An 18,863-nucleotide genomic window follows, 5' to 3' on the forward strand; every position below is an offset into this window, starting at 1 on the left:
CACCGGCGCTCCACGAACACCCCGATTGCCCGCTGCTTCGCTCGTACAGGTATTGCGGCGATTGCGGCGGCTTTTATCCGGTGAACGCGACCCGATTCTTGCCCGACTGCTTCGCGAGATAGAGCTGCGCGTCGGCACGCCTGATCAATGCGGCGGCGTCGGGATCGGACGCTTGCGCAAGCGCCACACCGATGCTGACCGTGACGCGTCCGACACCGTCGAAATGCGTCGCGGCGATGCCGTCGCAGATTTTCTGCGCCACCACCTGCGGGCCCTGCTCGCCTTCACTGTGCGGGATCACGACCGCGAACTCTTCACCGCCATAGCGCGCCACGAAGTCCGTGGCGCGGGTCAGGCGCCGGAGCACCTGTGCCAGTCGCACGAGTACCTCATCGCCGGTGGCATGCCCATGTGTGTCGTTGATGGACTTGAAGTGGTCTGCGTCGATCAACAACAAGGCAAAGCCCTGTTGCGTGCGCTTGAGACGCAGATTGCACTCGACCAGCTTCTCGTCCAGACGGCGGCGGTTATGGACACCCGTGAGCGCGTCGTGCGTGGCGAGCTGCAAAAGTTCGGCATTGGCCTGTGTGAGTGCTGCGGTGCGTTGGGCGACGGTCGCTTCCAGGAACGCATTGGCCGCTTCCAGTTCCCGCTCCTTGCCCAGCAGGGAGTCGGTCATGTTCTGCATCGACTGGCTGAGCTGGGCGATTTCCAGCACGGGCTGGTGCACGGGGAATGAAACACCACTGTGATGGAGCTGCACCTGCTTGGCCGCGTGCGCCAACTGCTCGATCGGCCGGCTGAGATTGCGCGCCAGGTAATACGCCACGGCGGCGAACAGAAATGCGGCAAGGACGCCCAGCACCATCAGTTTGTAGAGCAGAACGCGCGCCGGCTGCAAGGCGGTCGCCAATGGCTGGCGCACCTCGATGTACCAGGACAGGTCCGTGTCGAGAGGCCGCGGCACCGACGCGATGCCGCTCAGGTACTGGTTGTCCACCGACCAGCCCGGCCGGGTATCGGCGCGCTCGGGCAAGCGGGTCTGCCGCTGACCGGCGAGCCGCTCCGGATACAGGATCCGGCCGTCCTCATTGACGATCAGCACCTCGATGTCAGCGCTCGATCCGGATCGCACGACGGCAGATTCGACAATCCCGGTCACCCAGTTCCAGTTGGCATGCGCGCCCAGGACACCGATGACCTGGCCGTCAGCATTGACGATCGGCGCGGCGAAATCGATGAAGCGCAAGGGCTCGCCGCTGGCATTGGATGGCAGCATCTTGGCCAGCAACACGGCTTCATGCGGATCCGCCGTGTACGGGCCGCGCAGTCCCGCCTGGAACCAGGGGCGGGCCTGTACCGACTGGTTTCGCAACAGCCCCTTGAAGGCCTGACGCACACGGCCGTCGATATCGACAACGCCCATCCACGCGTACTCCGCGCGGGCCTGGCTGCGCAATTCCATCGAGTGCAGGATGTCGGGATCATCCAGATCGCCCCGCACAAGGTGGGGCTCGCGGCTGAGCAGGTAGATCTCCTGCTGGCGTTCCCGCAGCTGCAGGCCCAGCAGCGCCGCGGTGGATCCGGCAGCGTCGGACAATGCGTTGCCGCTTGCCTGCCGCACCTGTTCGGTCGCGATATGGCCCACGTAGGCACCCACGACCAGCAGCGTGAGCAACGACAGCCCGCCGAACCACAAGGTCAGATGGCTGCGAAGGCTGGCTTTGAACATGAGGCGGGGGCCGGGGAGTTGAACAGGCGCCATGCTATGCCAATGCGCAGTTGCCGCGACGGATCCACCACGTGCACGTTGCGGCTATCTGATGGCCTCGCTACCTCAAAAGACAGCGTAGGACGGCCCCGACCAAGCGCCGGCTCACGTACGGATATCCGCGCCCGGCCGAAAGCAGCCTGGAGCCGTCCTTGAAGGCTTGACTACCGTGACACAAGCGGGCCAGCGCGCACTCTTCCGGTGAGAGGATGCGGAAACCAGCCGGAGAGGCGCGTTCCTGTCACTTGTGCAGCTTGACCGATTTACAGCAGTGGCTAGCCGTCTTTAGACCGGGACAAAGATTCCCGCTGGGCCAGTTCCGTGAGCACAACGGCCACTTTTTTGAGCCAATTTCAGCGCATCGCTTCCCAGCAACAGATGCGCGAGAGGTTCGCCGCTCTCGATCGCGTCGAGCATGACCCTCGCTGCCTTGATAGGCGTCCTAACTGCCTGCTGCTCTGCTGCTGCCGCTTCCAGGGCGAGCGTGAAACGGGTGCTCTCACGTCGAGTGCGTTGAGTCAAGTTCTACTCGTCGGAATCAACTTCTACGAAAAGGGGTTCCCCCATACTTTGTAACGCCTGCAGCAGTACCTCCCGGCTCATCGTCGACAGCACGTAGGTCACATGACTGTCGGAGCGCAGCCCAGGCAGGCCTGCAAACTCGCCTGTTGGTTTGAACTTTTCGTAATGCTCGACCGTGCCGTCCCGACCCTTTTTCTCAATCAGATCGGCGGGTTTGTTCAACAGCTCGCGCCTGCTGTTCCAACTTCCGCCGATGAAGGTCGCGTATCGCATCGCCCGGATGCCTGCTGGAGGGGCTGATGAATATACAGATCGATGCAGACCCGGAATGCATGCGCCATTGGGCGGTCGGCGTGACGCATTGTTGACCTGGACCGGCGCATAAGACCCGCATGCTCGCGACCCTGATTCGACTCTCTGCCCTTGCCGTGCTGTCCCTCGTCTGCGCGGGATGCGCGCCCTATCCGCGCGATACGGCAGAGTCCTCAAGCCGAGGCGCGCAGTACGGCATGACGGTGGGCGCAAGCGCCGATCCGCCGCACGTGGTGATCGGTCCGGACGACAAGGTGAGTGGCAGCGATGCGGAGATCGTGAAGCGGTTCGCCCGCGCGCATGGGTTCCGCGTTCACTGGATCGTCGGCGGGCACGACGCCTTGATGGCCCAGCTGGAGGAAGCTCGCCTGCACATGGTGATCGGTGGTCATGCGAAGGACTCCCCCTGGGAGCCCCGCGTGGGCTGGTCGAAGGAAGTCCCGATCCGAGAAGCACGTCCATCACCGCTCGCGCTTCGTCGCTTCGCTCTCCCGCCAGGCGAGAACGCATGGCACGTCCTGCTGGATCGTTATCTGGTAGCCCACGAGTCGGCCCGATGAACGTCAATCGTCGACCAACACCGCGTGCGCTCCCTCCGGAGCAGCAAGCTGCCCTGCATCGCGCAGAACGTCTGTGTGCCTGGACGTTGTTCTGGATGTCGCTTGTCTCGGTGATGATGTATCTCGCTCTGGGTGGCTCGCAGGCGATGAAAACAGCGCTCATCGAGGACCTTTTGAGCATGCTGCCGGCGTCGGCCTTTCTGGTTGCCAGCTGGTTCCGCCGAAAAGGTGTGGATGCCGAATACGTCAATAGCCGGGAACGCGCCTTCGACGTGAACTTCCTGATTTCGGCTGTGGCGCTGACCGGCGTGGGCCTGGCCTTGGTCTTCGAGAGCCTGCACACATTGATCTCCGCAACACGACCGGTTGTTGGTTCGGTACGCATCGGCGACGCGGTGATCTGGCAAGGCTGGGTCATGATGGCGGCTCTCGCCGCTTCGGCGATACCGCCCATCATTCTGGGCCGCAAGAAGCTCGCGTTGTCGAAGGCACTGTCCCTCAAGCCACTGCGCACGGACGCGGATGTCGGCCGTGCGGACTGGCTGACTGCACTCGCGGGTATCGTCGGTATCGCCGGCATCGGCTTCGGCTTCTGGTGGGCGGATGCAGTGGCCGCCCTCGTCATCTCGGGCAGCATTCTTCATGACGGCGCATCGAATCTGCGCGGCGCGGTGCGTGATCTTCACGACGCAAAGCCGCAGGCACTCGAACGCGACGGCACCGACCCGGTGACGTCGCAACTGTGCGATGTGATCTCGCGACTGCCTTGGGTAGAGGGGTGCTCGGTACGGCTGCACGAAGAAGGGGTCCACCTCTCCGGCATGGTGTATCTGCAGAACGTTGACCTGACGGCGGCGCAGGTGCAGGAAGTGCGCGACATCGCACGTGCATCGAGCTGGCGGATCGATCAGATCGATGTCTCTCCGGCTGGCCGCATACCTGCTTCATCTGCAGACCGCCCGTCGAGTCCCGAACCGAAGGCGCGGCCAATACCACATTAGGTTGATCTGCACGCTTGTGTCGTAGCTGCGCTCTGGGCTGCTCACAACACTGCCCAAGCGCATCGACAATCTCGGTCAGCTCTACGCCGGCAAGGGCGCCGCGATCCACGGCCCACTCCACCCGACGCGTGCGCAGCGCGACTACCCACCGGAGCGCGGCTTCTCGGCTGTGCTCCGCCTTTCAACTGTTCGTTGTTTGTCCGGGATTCTTGAGCACAAGCACTGCTCTCTCACAGTCTCCCTACCCCCCCTTTAGGCGATGAGAAATTTCTTAGAAGATTCGAGTGCAAACACGTCGACGGGCTGCCTCCTTGTGTGGGAAATCGCACGGAAGACGTTCGCTGCGATGACCCAGAATTTTCTCTTTTGAAATGAGAGGCGTGGGAGCTATTGTCCCCCGCCTTCACAGCCAGATGGAGGAGGGTCAGCAGTGAGCAGCAAACGGCAACGAGAGGTCACGGTTTTGCTTGTCGATGACGATGCCCGGCTGTCTGGATTGGTGGGGGACTGGTTGGAGAACAGTGGCTACTCGGTGGACTTCGCCGCCTGTGGAAAAGAAGCGCTGACCTTGGCCGCCCAAGACCATTTTGATGCCATCGTGCTGGATCTCGAGATGCCTGGCTTGGGCGGGTTGGCGGTTTGCCGGGCGCTTCGGGACACGTCCAACCCCACAACGCCCATCATCTTTCTGACCGCTCGCAATACTGTCGAGAGCAAGGTGGAAGCCCTCGCCTCCGGCGCCGATGATTACCTGGTCAAGCCGTTCTCACCCCAGGAACTGGCCGCCAGAATCGAAGCCTTGGTGCGGCGTAGCCGCAACGAAGTCGCTCCGGAAGCTTTTGAGATCGACGACGTACGAGCAGACCCTTGGAGTGGATTCGTGACGCGTGCGGGAAAGCATCTGCACATCAAGGACACGGGTATGGCGATCCTCGTCGAGCTCATGCGTGCCCATCCCCGCGTTGTGACACGGGAAGAGATGCTCAAGAAGATCTGGGGCACCAGAACACCCGAATCAGACGCGCTTCGCAGCCACCTTTATCAGTTGAGGAAGTCCCTCAATACCGGGTTTGACGAGGAGCTCATTGCGACCATTCCGGGTGTCGGCTACCGCTTTCGAGAGCCGCGCGCCTGTGACCCGATCTTTCCGGAATTACCCGGGATCGAGATTCCAGATGACACCTCTGCTACCGCTGGCTGACTGACGGAAAGCAAGGGGTCTGACATCGTGAAAAGTCGTCTAACGGCAGAGCTCCGAATCAAAGCTACAGACCTCAGAAGGCGTCCAAGATGCGAAATTTTGAAACCGAGCAACGCGAACAACTCCGCTTCCTGATCGCGTCGGGCAATATTCGCGCGGCACTGGAACTGCTCAACGATGAATCCAAGCTGCGGTTCACGGCGCTTTATCTGCTGGACGAAAATTTCGCGGTCAACTTCATGCTTGTTGATCGTGACGACACGCCGATTGGCCTGCCCAACAACATTCCGTTTGAAGGCTCCTACTGCAGCTTGGTCAAAGATGCGGCCGCGCCGGTGGTGATCACGAATGCCAGAATGGACCCACGACTCGCCGGGCATCCCGCTCGAGACTCGATGTCCGCCTATTGCGGTGTGCCCCTCTTCGACTCGAAGGGCGATGTGCTCGGAACGCTCTGTCAGTTCGACCCTGTCGCGGCACACATCACCGATCAAACCGTGGCATTGATGACCGAGGTCGCCGCAGCACTCGGGGGGGAAGCCGCATCCGAACTGTGCATGAAGCATCTGCACGTCCGGGTAGAGCGGCTTTCCGACATGCAGGAACTTCTCGCTTCTGTGGATGCCGGCGATGCCCGAGCGGTGTTCGATGACTTTGCCGCGCCTCTTCTGGAAGAAGCGAATCGCAAACTGCCGCCTGCAGCAGCTTTGGATGTGGAAGCTCGAATAAGCGCTATCTGGTGGAGTATTCGCCAAGATGCCTAGGCAGCCCAATGTGCTGATTCATAGGTTGCGGTCGCTGAAATTTGTTGTCCCAACTGACGCCATCTCCATTCTGGCTCCCATAGGTTGCTGCCACGGAGGGTCTCCTCAGAACCAGGCTAGGCAATGCAGCCGCGACACTGGTAGATCTGGATGCGGATCTTGACCGATAAAATCTGAGTGACGATGGGAACCTAAAGAAGTTCTTGGCCTTTAGCCGAGTTGCGTTGTATCTCCACGATTCAACAACTGCTCCTGAAGAACGGAGACGCGTCAACGAGGATCTGCATCGCCTGATGCGAAAACACGGACTGCCCGAGGAAGAGGGAGGCGGTCGGCATCTTCCGACGACGCGCGAGAGATCTGCGCCCGCGAGGAGAAACCCTGCCCTCCAGATCGCGCGCAATGCGCGCCCAGTGAACGCTGCGGCTGCGCGTCAGCTGCGCAGCTTCAACACCGGCTGCTCGTCCAGCGTGCCGTCTTCGCGGATCACGACGTGGCGTGTGCCGGCCCGATCGAACAACACCGGAATGGGCGCCTGGAACAGGGGCCGGCGAACGAATGCCAGCCGCCAGCCGAAGATCTCCAGCGCTTCCATCGTGACGAGCTGCGGCGGCGTCAGGCCTTCGCGCAGTTGGACGGTGTCGGTCGGCTGCGCGGCTCCGCGACGCTCGGGCGTCCGGCGGGCCGGCACATGGGGCTGGACCGTCCAGGGGCCGGCGATGACGGTGGATTGCGCGGGGTGCGGCATCTGGATGCTCAAAAACAGATCACCGGGCTTCCATGCAAGCCCCGTGCCGGAACTGCGCAGACGGTTCACCCGCCCCGCTTGTCACTCGGTCCAACGACAGAAAGTGAACCTGGAACGGTTATCCCTACTGGAACGTCGTTCCTCAGAGGCCCGCAGCGTCACATGGCCGGGTGAACGGGCCGCCGGAGCGGTGTGGGCGGTCATCGGCCGACGATGCCGAGCCGTAGGCTGCGTTGGATCGCCGCCGCCATACGCTCGTCGACCCCCGCCTGCTCGGCGAACCGCAGCCACTGGCCGACCTGCGCATCGACCTCGTCGATCATCGCCCGCGCCCGCGGCGGCTTGAAGCCGCAGAACACGCCGAACCGCACCAGATCATCGAGCTCGAAATGATCGCGCTTGCCGTTGAGGCTCATCTGGTGCTGGTGGGTCCAGCTGCCGTCCGGGTTGTAGGCGTAGCTCACGTCGAAGGCCGGCGACAGCCGCCACTCGCCCGCGCGGTTCATCAGGAAGGCGATGTTCTTGACGTGGTCGTCCTGATTGCGGATCAACACGTTCAACACCGCACGGCGGAACTGCTGTTCGACATCCAGCGCCGGCAATCCCAGTCTGCGAATGGTCTCCACGGCCTGCTCGTACGAGTAGGCGCCAGCCGCATTGAAATCGAAATGCCGCATCGCCGCCAGCGACTGCATGTGCAACTTGCGGCCGCTGGCACTGCGGTCGAAGCGACGGGTCATGAAGTGTGCCCGCCCGCCCTCGCGGTGGATGCGGCATTCGCTCATGTCGATCCCGGCGGCCACGGCCAGCAGGTGGAAGCCGTACTCCACCAAGCCGAAGCCCTGGGGATCGGCCAGTTCCTTGTCGCGATTGCCGGAAATGCCGTCGAACTTCAGCAGCCAGTACGAGAACCCCTCCCCCGCCTTGACCTGCCCGGAGCGGAACTCCCCGCTCTGCGGGTCCCAGGCCAGGATCGCCTTGGCGCGCGCACCGCCGGCCGAGGTCCCCACGCGCAGGATGTCCTCCAGCGCTTCCTGGTCGTCCTCGCCGCCCAGCACGCCGGCCAGTTGCCCGCGGTGATTGAGTACGTCATTCGCCAGCCGCGTGAGCGCATCGATGTCGACCGGGCGCGATCGCCCCGCCACGCCGGCCAGCATCGGATGGAACTCGAGCGCGCCCATGCCGCGGGTACCGATGTAGCACAGCCGCTCGACCGGATTGAACCGGCCGGCCGCCCGGCCCTGCGCCACCAGCCAGGCATCGATCAGCGCATTGCCGAACTTGTCCGGCAACGCGTCGGCCAGCATCCCGGGCAGGCCCTTGAAGGCCTCCCGGGGCAGGCCCGGAAACTCGTAGGGCTCGGACCGCAGCGGCATCTCCACCGGCGCCAGCTGGATGCCGCTGTCGATGAATTCCGGCATGTACTGGAACGACGCGACCCCGCGATCGGCGAGCCAGCTCACCGCGCCGATATCGCGCCCCCAGAGCCGTACGGTCGCATCGGTCACGCGCCCGTCTCCTCGGCGTCGCCATCGCCGTCGTCACCCCAGGCCCAGTCGGTCGCCTTGGGCGGCGCCTGCGTGTCGCGCGCACGGCGACGCTCGCGGCCTCCGTGCCGGACCCGCTCGACCGGCCGCACGGCGGGATCCGGCAGGCTGTCCAGCAAGCGCCCGTCCAGGCCGAGTACCGCGAGCACCCGCAGCAACGTGTTCACCGAGGTGTTCTCACCCGCCTCCAGGCGTTTGATGCTGCTGAGCGACGCCCCCGCCTCCCGGGCCAGATGCGCCTGGGTCAGGTTGCGGCCCAGCCGCAAGCCGGCGAGCCGCGCGCCGAGAGCGCGCTGGACGGCCTCGGGTGATGCCGTCGCGCCTTCTAGATAACGGTTCATATCAGAACCCTTCCACGCGAAATTGCGTCTTGTGGATCATATAAGAGCTTATATAAAGCCATGTCAAGAGATCACTTATGCCCTCTTATCGGTTCTTTAGCACTTAATAGTTCATATAAGAGCCCTAAAGGCGTGCCGGGACCAACGCCTCGTGCCGATGCAATCAAGCGCCTGCACCGCGTCGGCCTGCGACACCAGCTCGGCCGCAGCCACGCCAGCGCGACCGGCATCGGCGTCGCGCTGACCCAACCGCTCCGTACCCGAGAGCGGACAGACGCCATGCCTGTCCGCTCTCATGCCGGCAACGTCAGTGCGGCCGAACGCCGACAGGCGACTGGACGCGCCTCAAGGCGCTACGCATAGGCAGCACGCCGTAAGCCGCCGGCGCTTCGCGCACCCGGTTCGAACGTAGCGCGCCGCCATCGATGCGCTGGTGCTCCACCTGCAGCAGGATTTTCTGCACCTCGGCCGCGTGATCGAAGATCGCGTGGCCCACCACGGGCATCGTCTGCGTGGCGTAGTCCGCCATCTCGCCGGCCGACACCACATCGCCATGCGCCGAGATCAGTTCGAGTAGCCGGTTGAGTGCGTCGATCTGGTCCAGCGTCAGAACGCGGGACTCGGAAACCGCACTCTGACACCTGTTTTTACTGGCTTCGTGCGATCGATAGATTGGTCGCGCCTCATGACCGACAACGCGCACATGGAATCATGCAACAAGGCCGTGAAGCCCCATCTCGACCCCCAGCAGAACTCCAACAGCGCTCATGGCCTGCAGACCGAAATTCGTACGTGATTTGCGCAATCACTAGCGCCTACACTCGACTCCGACTACCGCAGTCGACTACGAACGTGCATGCACCTGACTATCAGGTGTCCACTTTTATTCGAAGGAAGTCCCTGCCTCTTCGCGGCACGGCTTAATTCAAGCTTTAAGAGCCTCACTCTCATGAAGCCAACCGACATTGAACTGGCGCATCCGAAGGCGCCCGCTCTACCTCGGCCAATCGTTGATCTATGTGCCTTCCTTCAAAAAAACGGGTATCCGATTAGCGGGTGCTTCGAACTCTCTACCATCGGCATGGATGATTTAAAACTTTGGTTTCGCGACGACCCCGCGTCGTATGAACAGTTTCTCCCCTTTGGTAGAGGTGCCTGCGGAGATGTATACGCTGTGTGGCTTGTCGACGGAGATGCCACCGAACTAGCACCAGTTGTCATGTTCGGTTCTGAGGGAGAACTTGAGGTCTTGGCAACCGACTCCGAGCAGTTTTGTAGGCTGCTCTGCCTCGGCTACTCTGAAATTGGGCTGGACGACCCCGCGTCTGAACCTCAAGACTTTCTTGAGACCGCGCCTTTGCGAGAGTTCATGACAAATCGCTACAACTTTCAAATCCCTTCAACCGCAGCCCCAATCATTGAGGCCGCTAAGGCTGCCTACCCGATATTCAGCTCATGGGTCGATGAGCGTCGGGCATGAAGGCGCCTAACTCTTTCATTGGCCGGATAGGCCCCACAAGTGGAACATCAATGATTGAGAGGAGATCTTCGCAGTCCTCAATGGGCGGGTGGAAATGCGCTCCAAGGACTCCGGCGTCGAGCGCAGCGTCATTCTTGAGACGGGTAACGTCTTCTATGCCGCTGTGGCACGGAGCATGTCGTCCATTCTTTCGATGAGGCCAAGATTCTCGTCGTTGAGCGCAAGAGCAGCGTCTCGCCAATCATTCAAGCCGACGCCACTTCGTGGTATGGCTTGATTTAGCACTAGATGTCCGCTCTGGCCGGTAGCAGACGAACAGCTTTGGCCAGTACGATTGTCCGTATGAGCGAGCATGCAAGTTTCAAGGTGCGATGTGCCGACCACGTCGGCTTCGCGGTCGCCTCCCTCGATGAGGCGCTTCGGTTTTGGCTTGATGGGCTTGGGGCGGAGCTCGTGCGTACGGGCGAGATGGGGGGCGAGTTCCTCAGCCAAGTGACGGGTGCGCACGGGGCAGAGGTACGCCTTGCAATCGTGTCGTTGGCAGGTCAGACGATCGAACTCCTGGAGTATCAGGGCGTAGATCGGCCGAGCTCACCGGCCAAGCCGTTCGACCCAGGCTTCGCGCATGTCGCCTTCGTGGTCGATAACATCGACGCGCTCTTGTCGCAGATCGCCACCTATGGTTGGAAGGCACAAGGCACGCCGCAGCCGATCGCGGGTGGCGCGCGGGCTGGAACGCGGGTGATCTACGTCGTTGGCCCTGACGGCGCGACCATCGAGTTCATGCAGCCGCCAGGCTCTGTTCGCGAGCACTGATCCTGCTGTCAAGTGGTAAGTCCGCTTCCGGCCGGAAGCAGACATTATTGGGGAGAACGCCGCGCTGCGAGGGCGCAGTTGCCTACTGCAGGCACGTTATAGATTTCCGCAGTTCTCATAGAACTCGTCTTCCGTCATCTGGCGAGACCTAAACGCTCCGCGATACAGCGCATTCGCTTTTGAATCCGCCTCGGCAAACTCTGTCAGCGTCAAACCAGCGCCGTACTCGGCAGCGTCTTGAGCGAAGCCTGACCGAAAGTTGGGATCGTAAGCGCCGAGCTCCATGAGTCGCGACCAGAGATAGCGGCTCTCCTTGGACAGCGTGACTGCGGTCTGCACTCCGTGATGCGCACGCTGCGCGTTGTAAGCCGCCAGCACCATCGGCCAAGAGCCGTTCGCGATCTCGCGGTCGATGAAGCGACGCGCGTAGCGAGCGTAGTTGCGGTTGAGAAAGGGATAGACCGATCCTGGCACATCGAGCGGGCTCCATGAGCTCGAGACAAAGCAGAGCGCTGCCGCCCCGCTCCCGTCCAGTGCCTCCGCGAGCGTCGCGTTGTAGAACTGCCAATTCGCATCCGGTACCGAGACCTCGCGCATCCAGCGCTCGCAGCCGGGATCTCCTGCGGCGATGGCCCTCTGGCTGCGCACAAACATTTGTTGCTCGATCGTCCGCATCGCCGCCACGGCGCTAGGGTTGTTGAAAACGCTCGCCGGATCGTCCCGGTTTCGCTCGTAATGCACCTTTAGCCGCCAATAAGCAGAGCAGCGCTGCAAGAACTCGAACTTCGCCCGTGTGGATATCACTTCTGCCGGGAGTCCTCGCAGATCAATCATGACGGTGCGATCTTCCTCTTGGGGCGGCACGGGCGGCCCGTCTGCGGCGACGCTTGCCCCGCCCACCAGCAGGCAGCAGAAGAGGGAGAGCCTCAACGTTCGAGATAGCTTCATGCGTTGCTTTCCTCCAAGCACGAACGCAGGTGCATCCTGTGCTGAGGCTCAAGGGTGACAGGCCGGAAGGGGCATTCGCATTGCTGCGTCGAGCGACGCATGGCATGCGGCTGGCTATTTGGCTTAGGCCTTTCGGATCAATCTAGGATCGCTCCAAAACGATGCGAACCGGCACTAATAATAGGCGTGGAGACTAGTAATAGGCGTGGAGACTAGCGACGAATGCTGAAGAGTCACATCTACGCGTGTGTCCGCTTCTGGCCGATAGCAGACCTCTTGCCTGCCGCGATTCGGAAATTCTGTAACGCGCGCCCTCCTCAAGATGACGCAGCATGGAAATGCGACGCATTGAAAAGTTTCTTCATCATGCCTTCGACGACGTCAAACCTCTTCTGGTACTGGTAGTGCGAACTGGCCCTCTCTTCAATGTGCGTCTGCCCCCATCGATTAGCACCGCGTACAGCGTGACCCGATTGCTGGCCTCGGCCGGGCAAAGGGAGAAGAATTCCTACCGCGCCGCGTACAACGTGCGTTGCGCGTCGAGTGCGTCGAGATAGCTATCGACACTGTTGCGATACGCGCGTACGCGGGGGGTGTTGCTGCGCTCGCTCGCGTCGACCAGGGCACGTTGCGCTTCGAGTTGTTCGTCCAGCTTTTTTTTCAGTCAGCAATGGAGTCAGAAACTTCGTTGAACGCCGTCTGGATCGCGTGCTCGTAGCCCTCGATGTCGGATGCTCTTATGTTGGTTTTGGCCCGTCGCGTGGCACGACTGTTTCCGCGTCGGGTCCGCCGCTGTGCTCGCGTTGCGACGCCATCTCCGCCAGCAGGTCGACGAACGCCCGGACCTTTGCCGGGCGGAAGCGCGCTGCGGGAAAAACAGCGTGGATGCCGCCGGCAGGCAACTGCCACTGCGGCAGCACGTGTACCAGGCGGCCTTCGGCTATATCGTCTACGACCGCGTAGTCCGGCAGCACGGACAGTCCGGCCCCCTGACGCACGGCTTCGCGGACGGCGAGCGTCGCGTCGAGAAAGATGGAGGCCTGCAAGGTGACGGTGGCGGGCTCTGCGCCGTCGCACATGAAGCGCCAGCGCAGCGGGTCGCGCAGGGCGGTGTTGGCGACGAATGGCAGACGTGCGATTTCGCCGGGAGCAGCGATGCCAGCCAGTTGTGGCGCCAGTTCCGCCGATGCAACGAGCAGCTGTCGGAAGGCGCCGATCTTCCGCGCCTGCTGGCTCGTTGCCTCCAGCCAGCCCACGCGGATGGCCAGCTCGATATCGCCGGACATGATGTCCAGCGTCTGGTCGCTGAGGACTGCATCAACCTTGCAGGTCGGATAGCGCCGGATGAAAGCGGCGATGGCCGGCACGACGACGCCGACGCCGTAGTCGAAAGGTGCCGTAAGCCGCAGCAGCCCGGAGGGCTCAGCTGACGTATCGGTGAGATCGTCGAATGCGTGCTCGGCCTCGCGCAGGATCATCGCGCAGCGGAGATAGAACGCCTGCCCCCGTTCGGTGGTGTGGACCTTGCGCGTGGTGCGGATCAGCAGCGAAGTGCGGAACTCGCGTTCCAGGCGCGCGACCTGCTGGCTGACGACGGCCTTGGTGATACCCAGCCGATCTGCGGCTGCGGTGAACGAGCCCGTCTCAACCACGGCGACGAAGTACGCCAGGCGCCGCAGGTTGCCGAGTCCCCCAATGCTGCCAGTGTCGTGATTGTGTGCTTTCAGCATACATTTCGTTTATCACGTATGTATTTAATGGTCAATCGAACTTCCTTAGGCTGTCGGTCTGCAACAGCTCCGGAAGATCCAGCATGGACAAGACCCTCCACTACCTGTTCGACCCCTTCTGTGGCTGGTGCTACGGCCTCTCGCCTGCCATATCGCGGGTGGTAGGGGGCATGCCCGGCATCAAGCTGCGGTTGCACCCCACGGGACTGTTTTCGGGGCTTGGCAGCCGTCCAATGGATGACGACTTCGCGGCGTACGCCTGGGCCAACGACCAGCGCATCGAAGCGATGACGGGCCAGCGTTTCAGCGCGCAGTACCGGGAGCGCGTGCTCGGCGATCGCGCCGGACGTTTCGACAGCGGCCCCGCGACGCTCGCGCTCACCGCAGTGGCCCTGACCGCGCCGGCGCGTGAGCTGGAGGTGTTGCATGGTTTCCAGCAGGCGCGTTACGTGGACGGCAGCGACCTGACCTCGCAGGCCACGCTGATCGCCTTGCTTACATCGTGGAATCTCGAGGAGGCCGCGTCCCGGCTTTCGTCCACCGACGCGGACCTGATTGCCGAGAACCGCTCGCGTACCCATGGGGCGCAGGCGCTGCTGCAGGCCAGCAATGCCGCTGGCGTGCCGACGCTGCTCGTCGAATCGGGTGGCACGCGCCGGGTCGTCGCCCATCAAGAGGCCTACGCCAAGCCGCACGCGCTGTTGGCCAGGCTGCAGGTCGGCTAACCCACGCCTGCCTGGCCTCACGAAGTCCGGGCTTTCCTTTCCGCGAACCACTCACAAGGCACGATCCAATGGCAACCCGACGAGACGTGATCAAAACTGTAGCCGCCGCCGGTGTGGCGACGGCCTTTTTCGGAGTACATAACGTGATGGCTGCAGATGCACCCCTGACGTGGACACATTTCCCTGCTGGCGAGCACGGCTTCTTCCGCGCCCCAGTCCTGTTGTCCGCCGAACACGAAGCAATCCTGATCGACGGCGGTTTCACGCTGCCCGACGGCGTGGCGCTCGCCGCCGCGATCCAGGCCAGTGGCAAGCGGCTGACCACGATCTACGTCAGCCAGAGTGACCCGGACTACTACTTCAGCCTCGGCCCCATCCAGACCGCGTTTCCTGAGGCGCGCGTGATCGCCGCGTCGGCGACGATCGAGGCCATCCGCCGCAACGTCGCCAAGAAGCTCGAAACCTGGGGACCGCAGCTCAAGGAGAACGGGCCGCAGTCCCTGTCGGACATCGTGATGCCCGAACCCTTCGACGCGCCCACTCTCACGCTGGAAGGCCACACCATCGAGATCATAGATGCGGAGGGCCTGGCTAATCGGCGCTACCTCTGGGTGCCTGCGCTCGGCGCGGTGTTCGGCGGCGTGCTGGTGTTCTCCGGCGTGCATGTATGGACCGCTGACACGGCCGGGGCCGAGGCACGCGCGCAGTGGATCAAGACCCTCGACGCCATGGCCGCGCGCCGTCCTGCGGTCGTGGTGCCTGGCCACATGGCGCCTGGCGCCGCCACCGACGCAGCGGCAATCCGCTACACACGCGATTATCTGCTCGCGTTCGAAGAAGAGTTGTCCACCGCGACCGACAGTGCCGTGCTGATCGCGGCCATGACCCGCCGCTACCCGGATGCCGGTATGGGCGTCGCGCTGCAGATCGGCGCCAAAGTCGCACTGGGCGAGATGCCCTGGGGCTGATGGTGATGACGACTTCGATCGAGATCGTGCGCGCCCACTACGAGGCGTCGGCCAGGGGCGATGTCGACGCGATGATGGCCGACATGGCGTCCGACGTGCGGTGGACCGAAATGGCCGGCTTCCCCTGCGCCGGCACTTGGGTGGGTCCACAGGCCATCGTCGACAACGTGTTCGCGGTGCTAGGCCGCGAATGGGCCGACTACCGCTTCGAGCTTGAGCAACTGATCGACGGCGGAGAACACGTTGTCGTCGTGGGTACCTACCACGGCGTCTGGCGCGCCACCGGCATGCCGATGCAGGCGCGCGTGGCCCACGTCTGGAGACTGGAGGGCGGACAGGTGACCGCGTTTGAACAGTTCACCGACACCCTCCTGGTCCGGCGTGCGATGTCGAGCGGTACGCCGAGTGCGACCGGAAATCCTTAGAGGGTCGGATGCCACGACCAAGCGCGGATGTGATGCCAGAACGGGCGCCGAGCGGCGCCCGCTTTCTTCGAGGGCGTGGCTCAGCGCATTACACGTGCCCGCAGGGTCTGCCACAGTTGGCGCCGGGCTTCGAATACCCGCAGCCCGAGCAGCGCGGCGCTCAGCCAGACAAGACCTTCGGTGGCGACCGCTGCAACTGTGACCAGCACCAGGCGTGTCGTCCTGTCCACGCCTGTGACCAACCCGATGCCAAGAGCGAGCCAAGCCAGCAGGCAAACGACGCCGCCAAGAGCGATCCAGCGCCACGGTCGCCTGACTCTGCGTGCAGCCTCCGGCGCGGCGCGTTCTTCGCGCGGGCTCATTCGTCACCCCGCAGTGTCGCCAGTGCAGCCGAATCGAGATAGCGGCCATCGACGACCACCGCGTGAGCCTCACGCGCATGCGCCAGGTCCTTGAGTGGATTGTCATCGAGTACCAGCAGATCGGCCTCGTAACCAGTCGCGACCCGCCCCAGGCGATCGCCGACTCCCAACGCACCGGCTGCCTGCCACGTCGCCGCCGTCAGTACTCGGGCGGTCGGAACACCGGCATCGGCCAACAGGTTCATCTCGCGATGAAAGCTGACGCCCGGCGCGATCCAGGGATTGCTCATGTCGGTGCCGATCGTCATGCGTGCATTGCTCGCGTACAAACGCACGGCCATGCGTTGCACCTTCGGCCACACGGCACGTGCGCGCGCAAAGTCGTCTGGCTCCCAGCCGATCGCGAAAGTGAAGAACGACGTCCAGTTTTCGAACAGACGCGGATGCGCGTAGCGCCGGGCCTCTTCCAGATAGGGGCTATCGGCCTGGTCCTGCACGAATGCGGCATGGAAGGCGACGAGCGTGGCGTCGAACACGGGACGGTAGCGATCGAAAGCGGCAACCATGCGGTCAGCCTCCGCGCCCTCCGGGTCGAAACGCTCCCACCACTCGAAGAAGCCGAACGTCCCGGGACGGCGCGCGTCGCGATACGCCTCGACATCCTCAGGGGCCAACAGCTCCGGGCTGATCGGCATCAGATGCACGATGCCATCGAGTCCCATCGGCAACGCGGCCGTCCACGCCACGTCCTCCAGGTGCGCCACCGCCGGCCGGTCATGCGCATGCGCCGCGTCGATACCGGCCTGCAGCAACTCGGGCGTCAGACCCGTGTAGAGCTTGATCCAGTCGGCGTCCGCGTCGACCTGCGCGGCCACGGCCTGACGCACGTCGTCCACCGTGCGGACGCCGGTGCCGAGGCCTGGCAGGTCGGCGTCGTTGAGCACTTTGCCTGCGTCGAAACTCTCGGGGCCGATAACCGCGCCCTCGGCCCGCCGCATGCGATAGCGCATGGCTGCCGCGAGATCGCCCGCGGGATTGCGGATTGTGGTGATGCCGAATCCGACCAGCCGTGCAGCGTTGTGGTCGGCAATGGCGTCGTCGGGCAGTGCCTCGATGATCACCTCCTCTCCCTCCCGGCGCACCTCGAGTGGGCCCAGCGTCAGATGCGCGTGCATGTCGATGAGACCAGGCATCAGATAGCGGCCATCGAGCGCCACGACGGTGGCGCCACGTCGGCAGGCACGGCTGCCGGCACTCGCGATGCGCGCGATGCGTCCCTGCTCGATCCGGACGCATTGCGCCTCACCGCTGCGACCCGCTTCGAGGTCGACGATGCGCACCCGGTCCAGTGCCAGCGGCTTCGAAGCCGCCTGGAGGGACAGCGCGGGCCCGCAGGCCAGCAGTCCGGTGAGAGACCATGAGATGAGACGATGCATGTTGAAATCCGGTGTGGGTGTACCCGGCTAAGTCGCGCCGTCCATCCGGTTTCTTACGCACAAACTCGCGAAAATCTTTTTGTAAGAAACCGGCGCTGCTCGACGACTGACTATCTGATCCCACCGAATCCGAGTCCGATGCCGCCCTCGTGGTCCCAGGTCAACGCCTTCCATCCGCAACTGTGGCGCGCTGTCTGCGGCTACGAGCTCAACCCTGCGCTGCGCGAAGAACTGATGCAGGAGGTGCTGCTCGCGATCTGGCAGGCCCTGCCGACGCTGCGTGCGCACGACCGGCTGCTCCCATTCGTTCTGCGGGTCGCACACAACCTCGGCGCCAGCCATGTGCGCACCGCGACGCGTGCGCCCGCACCGCTGCAGTTGGATCCCATCCAGCACGACGTTCCCGACCCCGCCACCACCGACGAAGCCGGGCGTGCACGTAGCGAGTGGCTGTTCGAAGCGCTTGTCACCCTGCCATTGCGGCTGCGACAACCTTTGATGCTGCAGTTGGAGGGCTTCGACTACGGCGAGATCGCCAGCCTGCTTGGAATCTCGCAAGAAAACGTTGGCGTCCGCCTGTATCGGGGCCGCGCCATCCTGAAAACACTGCTTTCGCAGGAAGACATCGCATGACCGAGTTCGACAAGTTGATGCAGTCCGCCTGGCAGACTGCGCGCCCACCGGCCGACGCCGCAGCGCTGGCCGCAAGCGTTCATCGCACCCGCTGGCATCAACGGCTTCGGCGGTGCTTCGAAATCGTGCTGACACTCGTCGGAATCGCGCTTCTGGCCCGGCCACTGTTCGGCGGCACGACAACACCTGCGTATTGGCTGGTGATGCCCTTCTTCGTCGCTTACCTGCCCACCATCTGGTGGCTGCTCCTACGCGACACGCAGCCATCTCCGGTCGACGCCGCACAGAGTGTGCTCACCTATGCGTACACCCGGCTGACCCAGTTGCGCGCCGGCATGCGTGAGCTGCGCATTGCCCGGATCGCCGCAATTGCCCTGCTCGCCTACGCCAGTGTTGCCGCGATCATTGCATTCGCTATTGGTGACCCTGCCTGGCAAGCACCTGCCAGGGACTTGCTGGCTTACGCCGGAGTCTGCGCGCTGGGGACACTCTGGCTTTCGCGTTGGCAGGGCCATCGACGTCTTCGTGAATACCGGGCAATGCGACGGCTGACGTGATGCTCCAGATTAAACG

General features: G+C 63.2%; 21 protein-coding genes. 11 read left to right on the forward strand and 10 right to left on the reverse strand.

The annotated features are described in order from the left end of the window. Positions 1 to 73: 73 nt before the first annotated feature. Positions 74 to 1,732, reverse strand: coding sequence for a sensor domain-containing diguanylate cyclase (locus ACZ9YD_RS07310; RefSeq protein ID WP_465074457.1), 1,659 nt, complete (start codon positions 1,730 to 1,732; stop codon positions 74 to 76). A gap of 564 nt (positions 1,733 to 2,296) precedes the next feature. Continuing rightward, entirely contained in the window at positions 2,297 to 2,566 is a 270-nt protein-coding gene (locus ACZ9YD_RS07315; protein WP_465074458.1) for a hypothetical protein, read from the reverse strand. Positions 2,567 to 2,685: 119 nt separating this feature from the next. Here ACZ9YD_RS07315 and ACZ9YD_RS07320 point away from each other — a divergent pair, with 119 nt between their 5' ends. The 4 genes from ACZ9YD_RS07320 (at position 2,686) to ACZ9YD_RS07335 (ending at position 6,131) form a co-directional block, all read left to right on the forward strand. Beyond that, entirely contained in the window at positions 2,686 to 3,165 is a 480-nt protein-coding gene (locus tag ACZ9YD_RS07320) for an ABC transporter substrate-binding protein (RefSeq protein ID WP_465074459.1), read from the forward strand. Then, positions 3,162 to 4,166 (forward strand): cation efflux transmembrane domain-containing protein, encoded by a 1,005-nt coding sequence (locus ACZ9YD_RS07325; protein WP_465074460.1) that lies wholly within the window; start codon positions 3,162 to 3,164, stop codon positions 4,164 to 4,166. Before ACZ9YD_RS07320 ends, ACZ9YD_RS07325 begins: the two co-directional genes overlap by 4 nt. A gap of 430 nt (positions 4,167 to 4,596) precedes the next feature. Further along, positions 4,597 to 5,367: a response regulator transcription factor gene (locus tag ACZ9YD_RS07330; RefSeq protein ID WP_465074461.1), complete on the forward strand. Its 771-nt coding sequence runs from the start codon at positions 4,597 to 4,599 to the stop codon at positions 5,365 to 5,367. A gap of 89 nt (positions 5,368 to 5,456) precedes the next feature. Beyond that, a complete protein-coding gene (locus tag ACZ9YD_RS07335; RefSeq protein WP_465074462.1) occupies positions 5,457 to 6,131 on the forward strand; it encodes a hypothetical protein in 675 nt (224 codons plus the stop codon). Between the two features lie 433 nt (positions 6,132 to 6,564). Here the strand turns inward: ACZ9YD_RS07335 and ACZ9YD_RS07340 are convergent, their stop codons facing one another. The 4 genes from ACZ9YD_RS07340 to ACZ9YD_RS07355 form a co-directional block, all read right to left on the reverse strand. After that, the gene (locus ACZ9YD_RS07340; protein ID WP_465074464.1) at positions 6,565 to 6,948 is read right to left on the reverse strand and encodes a hypothetical protein; all 384 of its coding nucleotides are present in this window, start codon (positions 6,946 to 6,948) and stop codon (positions 6,565 to 6,567) included. Positions 6,949 to 7,079: 131 nt separating this feature from the next. Further along, on the reverse strand, positions 7,080 to 8,387 hold the full coding sequence (locus tag ACZ9YD_RS07345) for a type II toxin-antitoxin system HipA family toxin (RefSeq protein ID WP_465074465.1): 1,308 nt from the start codon (positions 8,385 to 8,387) through the stop codon (positions 7,080 to 7,082). Further along, on the reverse strand, positions 8,384 to 8,767 hold the full coding sequence (locus ACZ9YD_RS07350; protein ID WP_465074467.1) for a helix-turn-helix domain-containing protein: 384 nt from the start codon (positions 8,765 to 8,767) through the stop codon (positions 8,384 to 8,386). Before ACZ9YD_RS07350 ends, ACZ9YD_RS07345 begins: the two co-directional genes overlap by 4 nt. A gap of 307 nt (positions 8,768 to 9,074) precedes the next feature. After that, positions 9,075 to 9,470, reverse strand: coding sequence for a hypothetical protein (locus ACZ9YD_RS07355; protein ID WP_465074468.1), 396 nt, complete (start codon positions 9,468 to 9,470; stop codon positions 9,075 to 9,077). Positions 9,471 to 9,716: 246 nt separating this feature from the next. Between ACZ9YD_RS07355 and ACZ9YD_RS07360 the strand changes: the two genes are divergently transcribed. Both ACZ9YD_RS07360 and ACZ9YD_RS07365 read left to right on the forward strand, forming a co-directional pair. Further along, positions 9,717 to 10,247 (forward strand): hypothetical protein, encoded by a 531-nt coding sequence (locus ACZ9YD_RS07360; RefSeq protein WP_465074469.1) that lies wholly within the window; start codon positions 9,717 to 9,719, stop codon positions 10,245 to 10,247. A 342-nt stretch (positions 10,248 to 10,589) separates the two neighbouring features. Further along, positions 10,590 to 11,063, forward strand: coding sequence for a VOC family protein (locus ACZ9YD_RS07365; protein ID WP_465074470.1), 474 nt, complete (start codon positions 10,590 to 10,592; stop codon positions 11,061 to 11,063). A gap of 96 nt (positions 11,064 to 11,159) precedes the next feature. Here ACZ9YD_RS07365 and ACZ9YD_RS07370 read toward each other — a convergent pair whose 3' ends face one another. Together ACZ9YD_RS07370 and ACZ9YD_RS07375 are read right to left on the reverse strand one after the other, a co-directional pair. Next, positions 11,160 to 12,011: a hypothetical protein gene (locus ACZ9YD_RS07370; protein WP_465074471.1), complete on the reverse strand. Its 852-nt coding sequence runs from the start codon at positions 12,009 to 12,011 to the stop codon at positions 11,160 to 11,162. Positions 12,012 to 12,748: 737 nt separating this feature from the next. Then, complete coding sequence (locus ACZ9YD_RS07375; protein WP_465074472.1) at positions 12,749 to 13,741, reverse strand: LysR family transcriptional regulator; 993 nt, start codon at positions 13,739 to 13,741, stop codon at positions 12,749 to 12,751. Between the two features lie 83 nt (positions 13,742 to 13,824). Here ACZ9YD_RS07375 and ACZ9YD_RS07380 point away from each other — a divergent pair, with 83 nt between their 5' ends. From ACZ9YD_RS07380 to ACZ9YD_RS07390, 3 genes are all read left to right on the forward strand, one after another. Further along, positions 13,825 to 14,466: a DsbA family protein gene (locus ACZ9YD_RS07380; protein ID WP_465074473.1), complete on the forward strand. Its 642-nt coding sequence runs from the start codon at positions 13,825 to 13,827 to the stop codon at positions 14,464 to 14,466. Positions 14,467 to 14,612: 146 nt separating this feature from the next. Continuing rightward, positions 14,613 to 15,434, forward strand: a complete 822-nt coding sequence (locus tag ACZ9YD_RS07385; RefSeq protein ID WP_465074474.1) for an MBL fold metallo-hydrolase — start codon at positions 14,613 to 14,615, stop codon at positions 15,432 to 15,434. A gap of 5 nt (positions 15,435 to 15,439) precedes the next feature. Beyond that, positions 15,440 to 15,859 carry a nuclear transport factor 2 family protein gene (locus tag ACZ9YD_RS07390; RefSeq protein ID WP_465074475.1) on the forward strand — a complete coding sequence of 140 codons (420 nt, stop codon included), beginning with the start codon at positions 15,440 to 15,442 and terminating at the stop codon, positions 15,857 to 15,859. 80 nt (positions 15,860 to 15,939) lie between these two features. On the opposite strand, the gene ACZ9YD_RS07395 is transcribed toward ACZ9YD_RS07390, so the two are convergent. Beyond that, positions 15,940 to 16,089: a hypothetical protein gene (locus tag ACZ9YD_RS07395; protein ID WP_465074476.1), complete on the reverse strand. Its 150-nt coding sequence runs from the start codon at positions 16,087 to 16,089 to the stop codon at positions 15,940 to 15,942. Between the two features lie 128 nt (positions 16,090 to 16,217). Further along, the gene (locus ACZ9YD_RS07400) at positions 16,218 to 17,657 is read right to left on the reverse strand and encodes an amidohydrolase family protein (protein ID WP_465074477.1); all 1,440 of its coding nucleotides are present in this window, start codon (positions 17,655 to 17,657) and stop codon (positions 16,218 to 16,220) included. On the opposite strand from ACZ9YD_RS07400, the gene ACZ9YD_RS07405 reads away from it, so the two are divergent. Both ACZ9YD_RS07405 and ACZ9YD_RS07410 read left to right on the forward strand, forming a co-directional pair. Beyond that, entirely contained in the window at positions 17,652 to 18,290 is a 639-nt protein-coding gene (locus tag ACZ9YD_RS07405) for an RNA polymerase sigma factor (protein WP_465074478.1), read from the forward strand. The two genes, ACZ9YD_RS07400 and ACZ9YD_RS07405, sit on opposite strands and share 6 nt — an antisense overlap. After that, positions 18,287 to 18,847 carry a hypothetical protein gene (locus ACZ9YD_RS07410; RefSeq protein ID WP_465074479.1) on the forward strand — a complete coding sequence of 187 codons (561 nt, stop codon included), beginning with the start codon at positions 18,287 to 18,289 and terminating at the stop codon, positions 18,845 to 18,847. The genes ACZ9YD_RS07405 and ACZ9YD_RS07410 overlap by 4 nt, the downstream gene beginning before the upstream one ends. Positions 18,848 to 18,863 lie beyond the last annotated feature (16 nt).

Source organism: Luteimonas sp. AC640a (genome assembly GCF_979256585.1).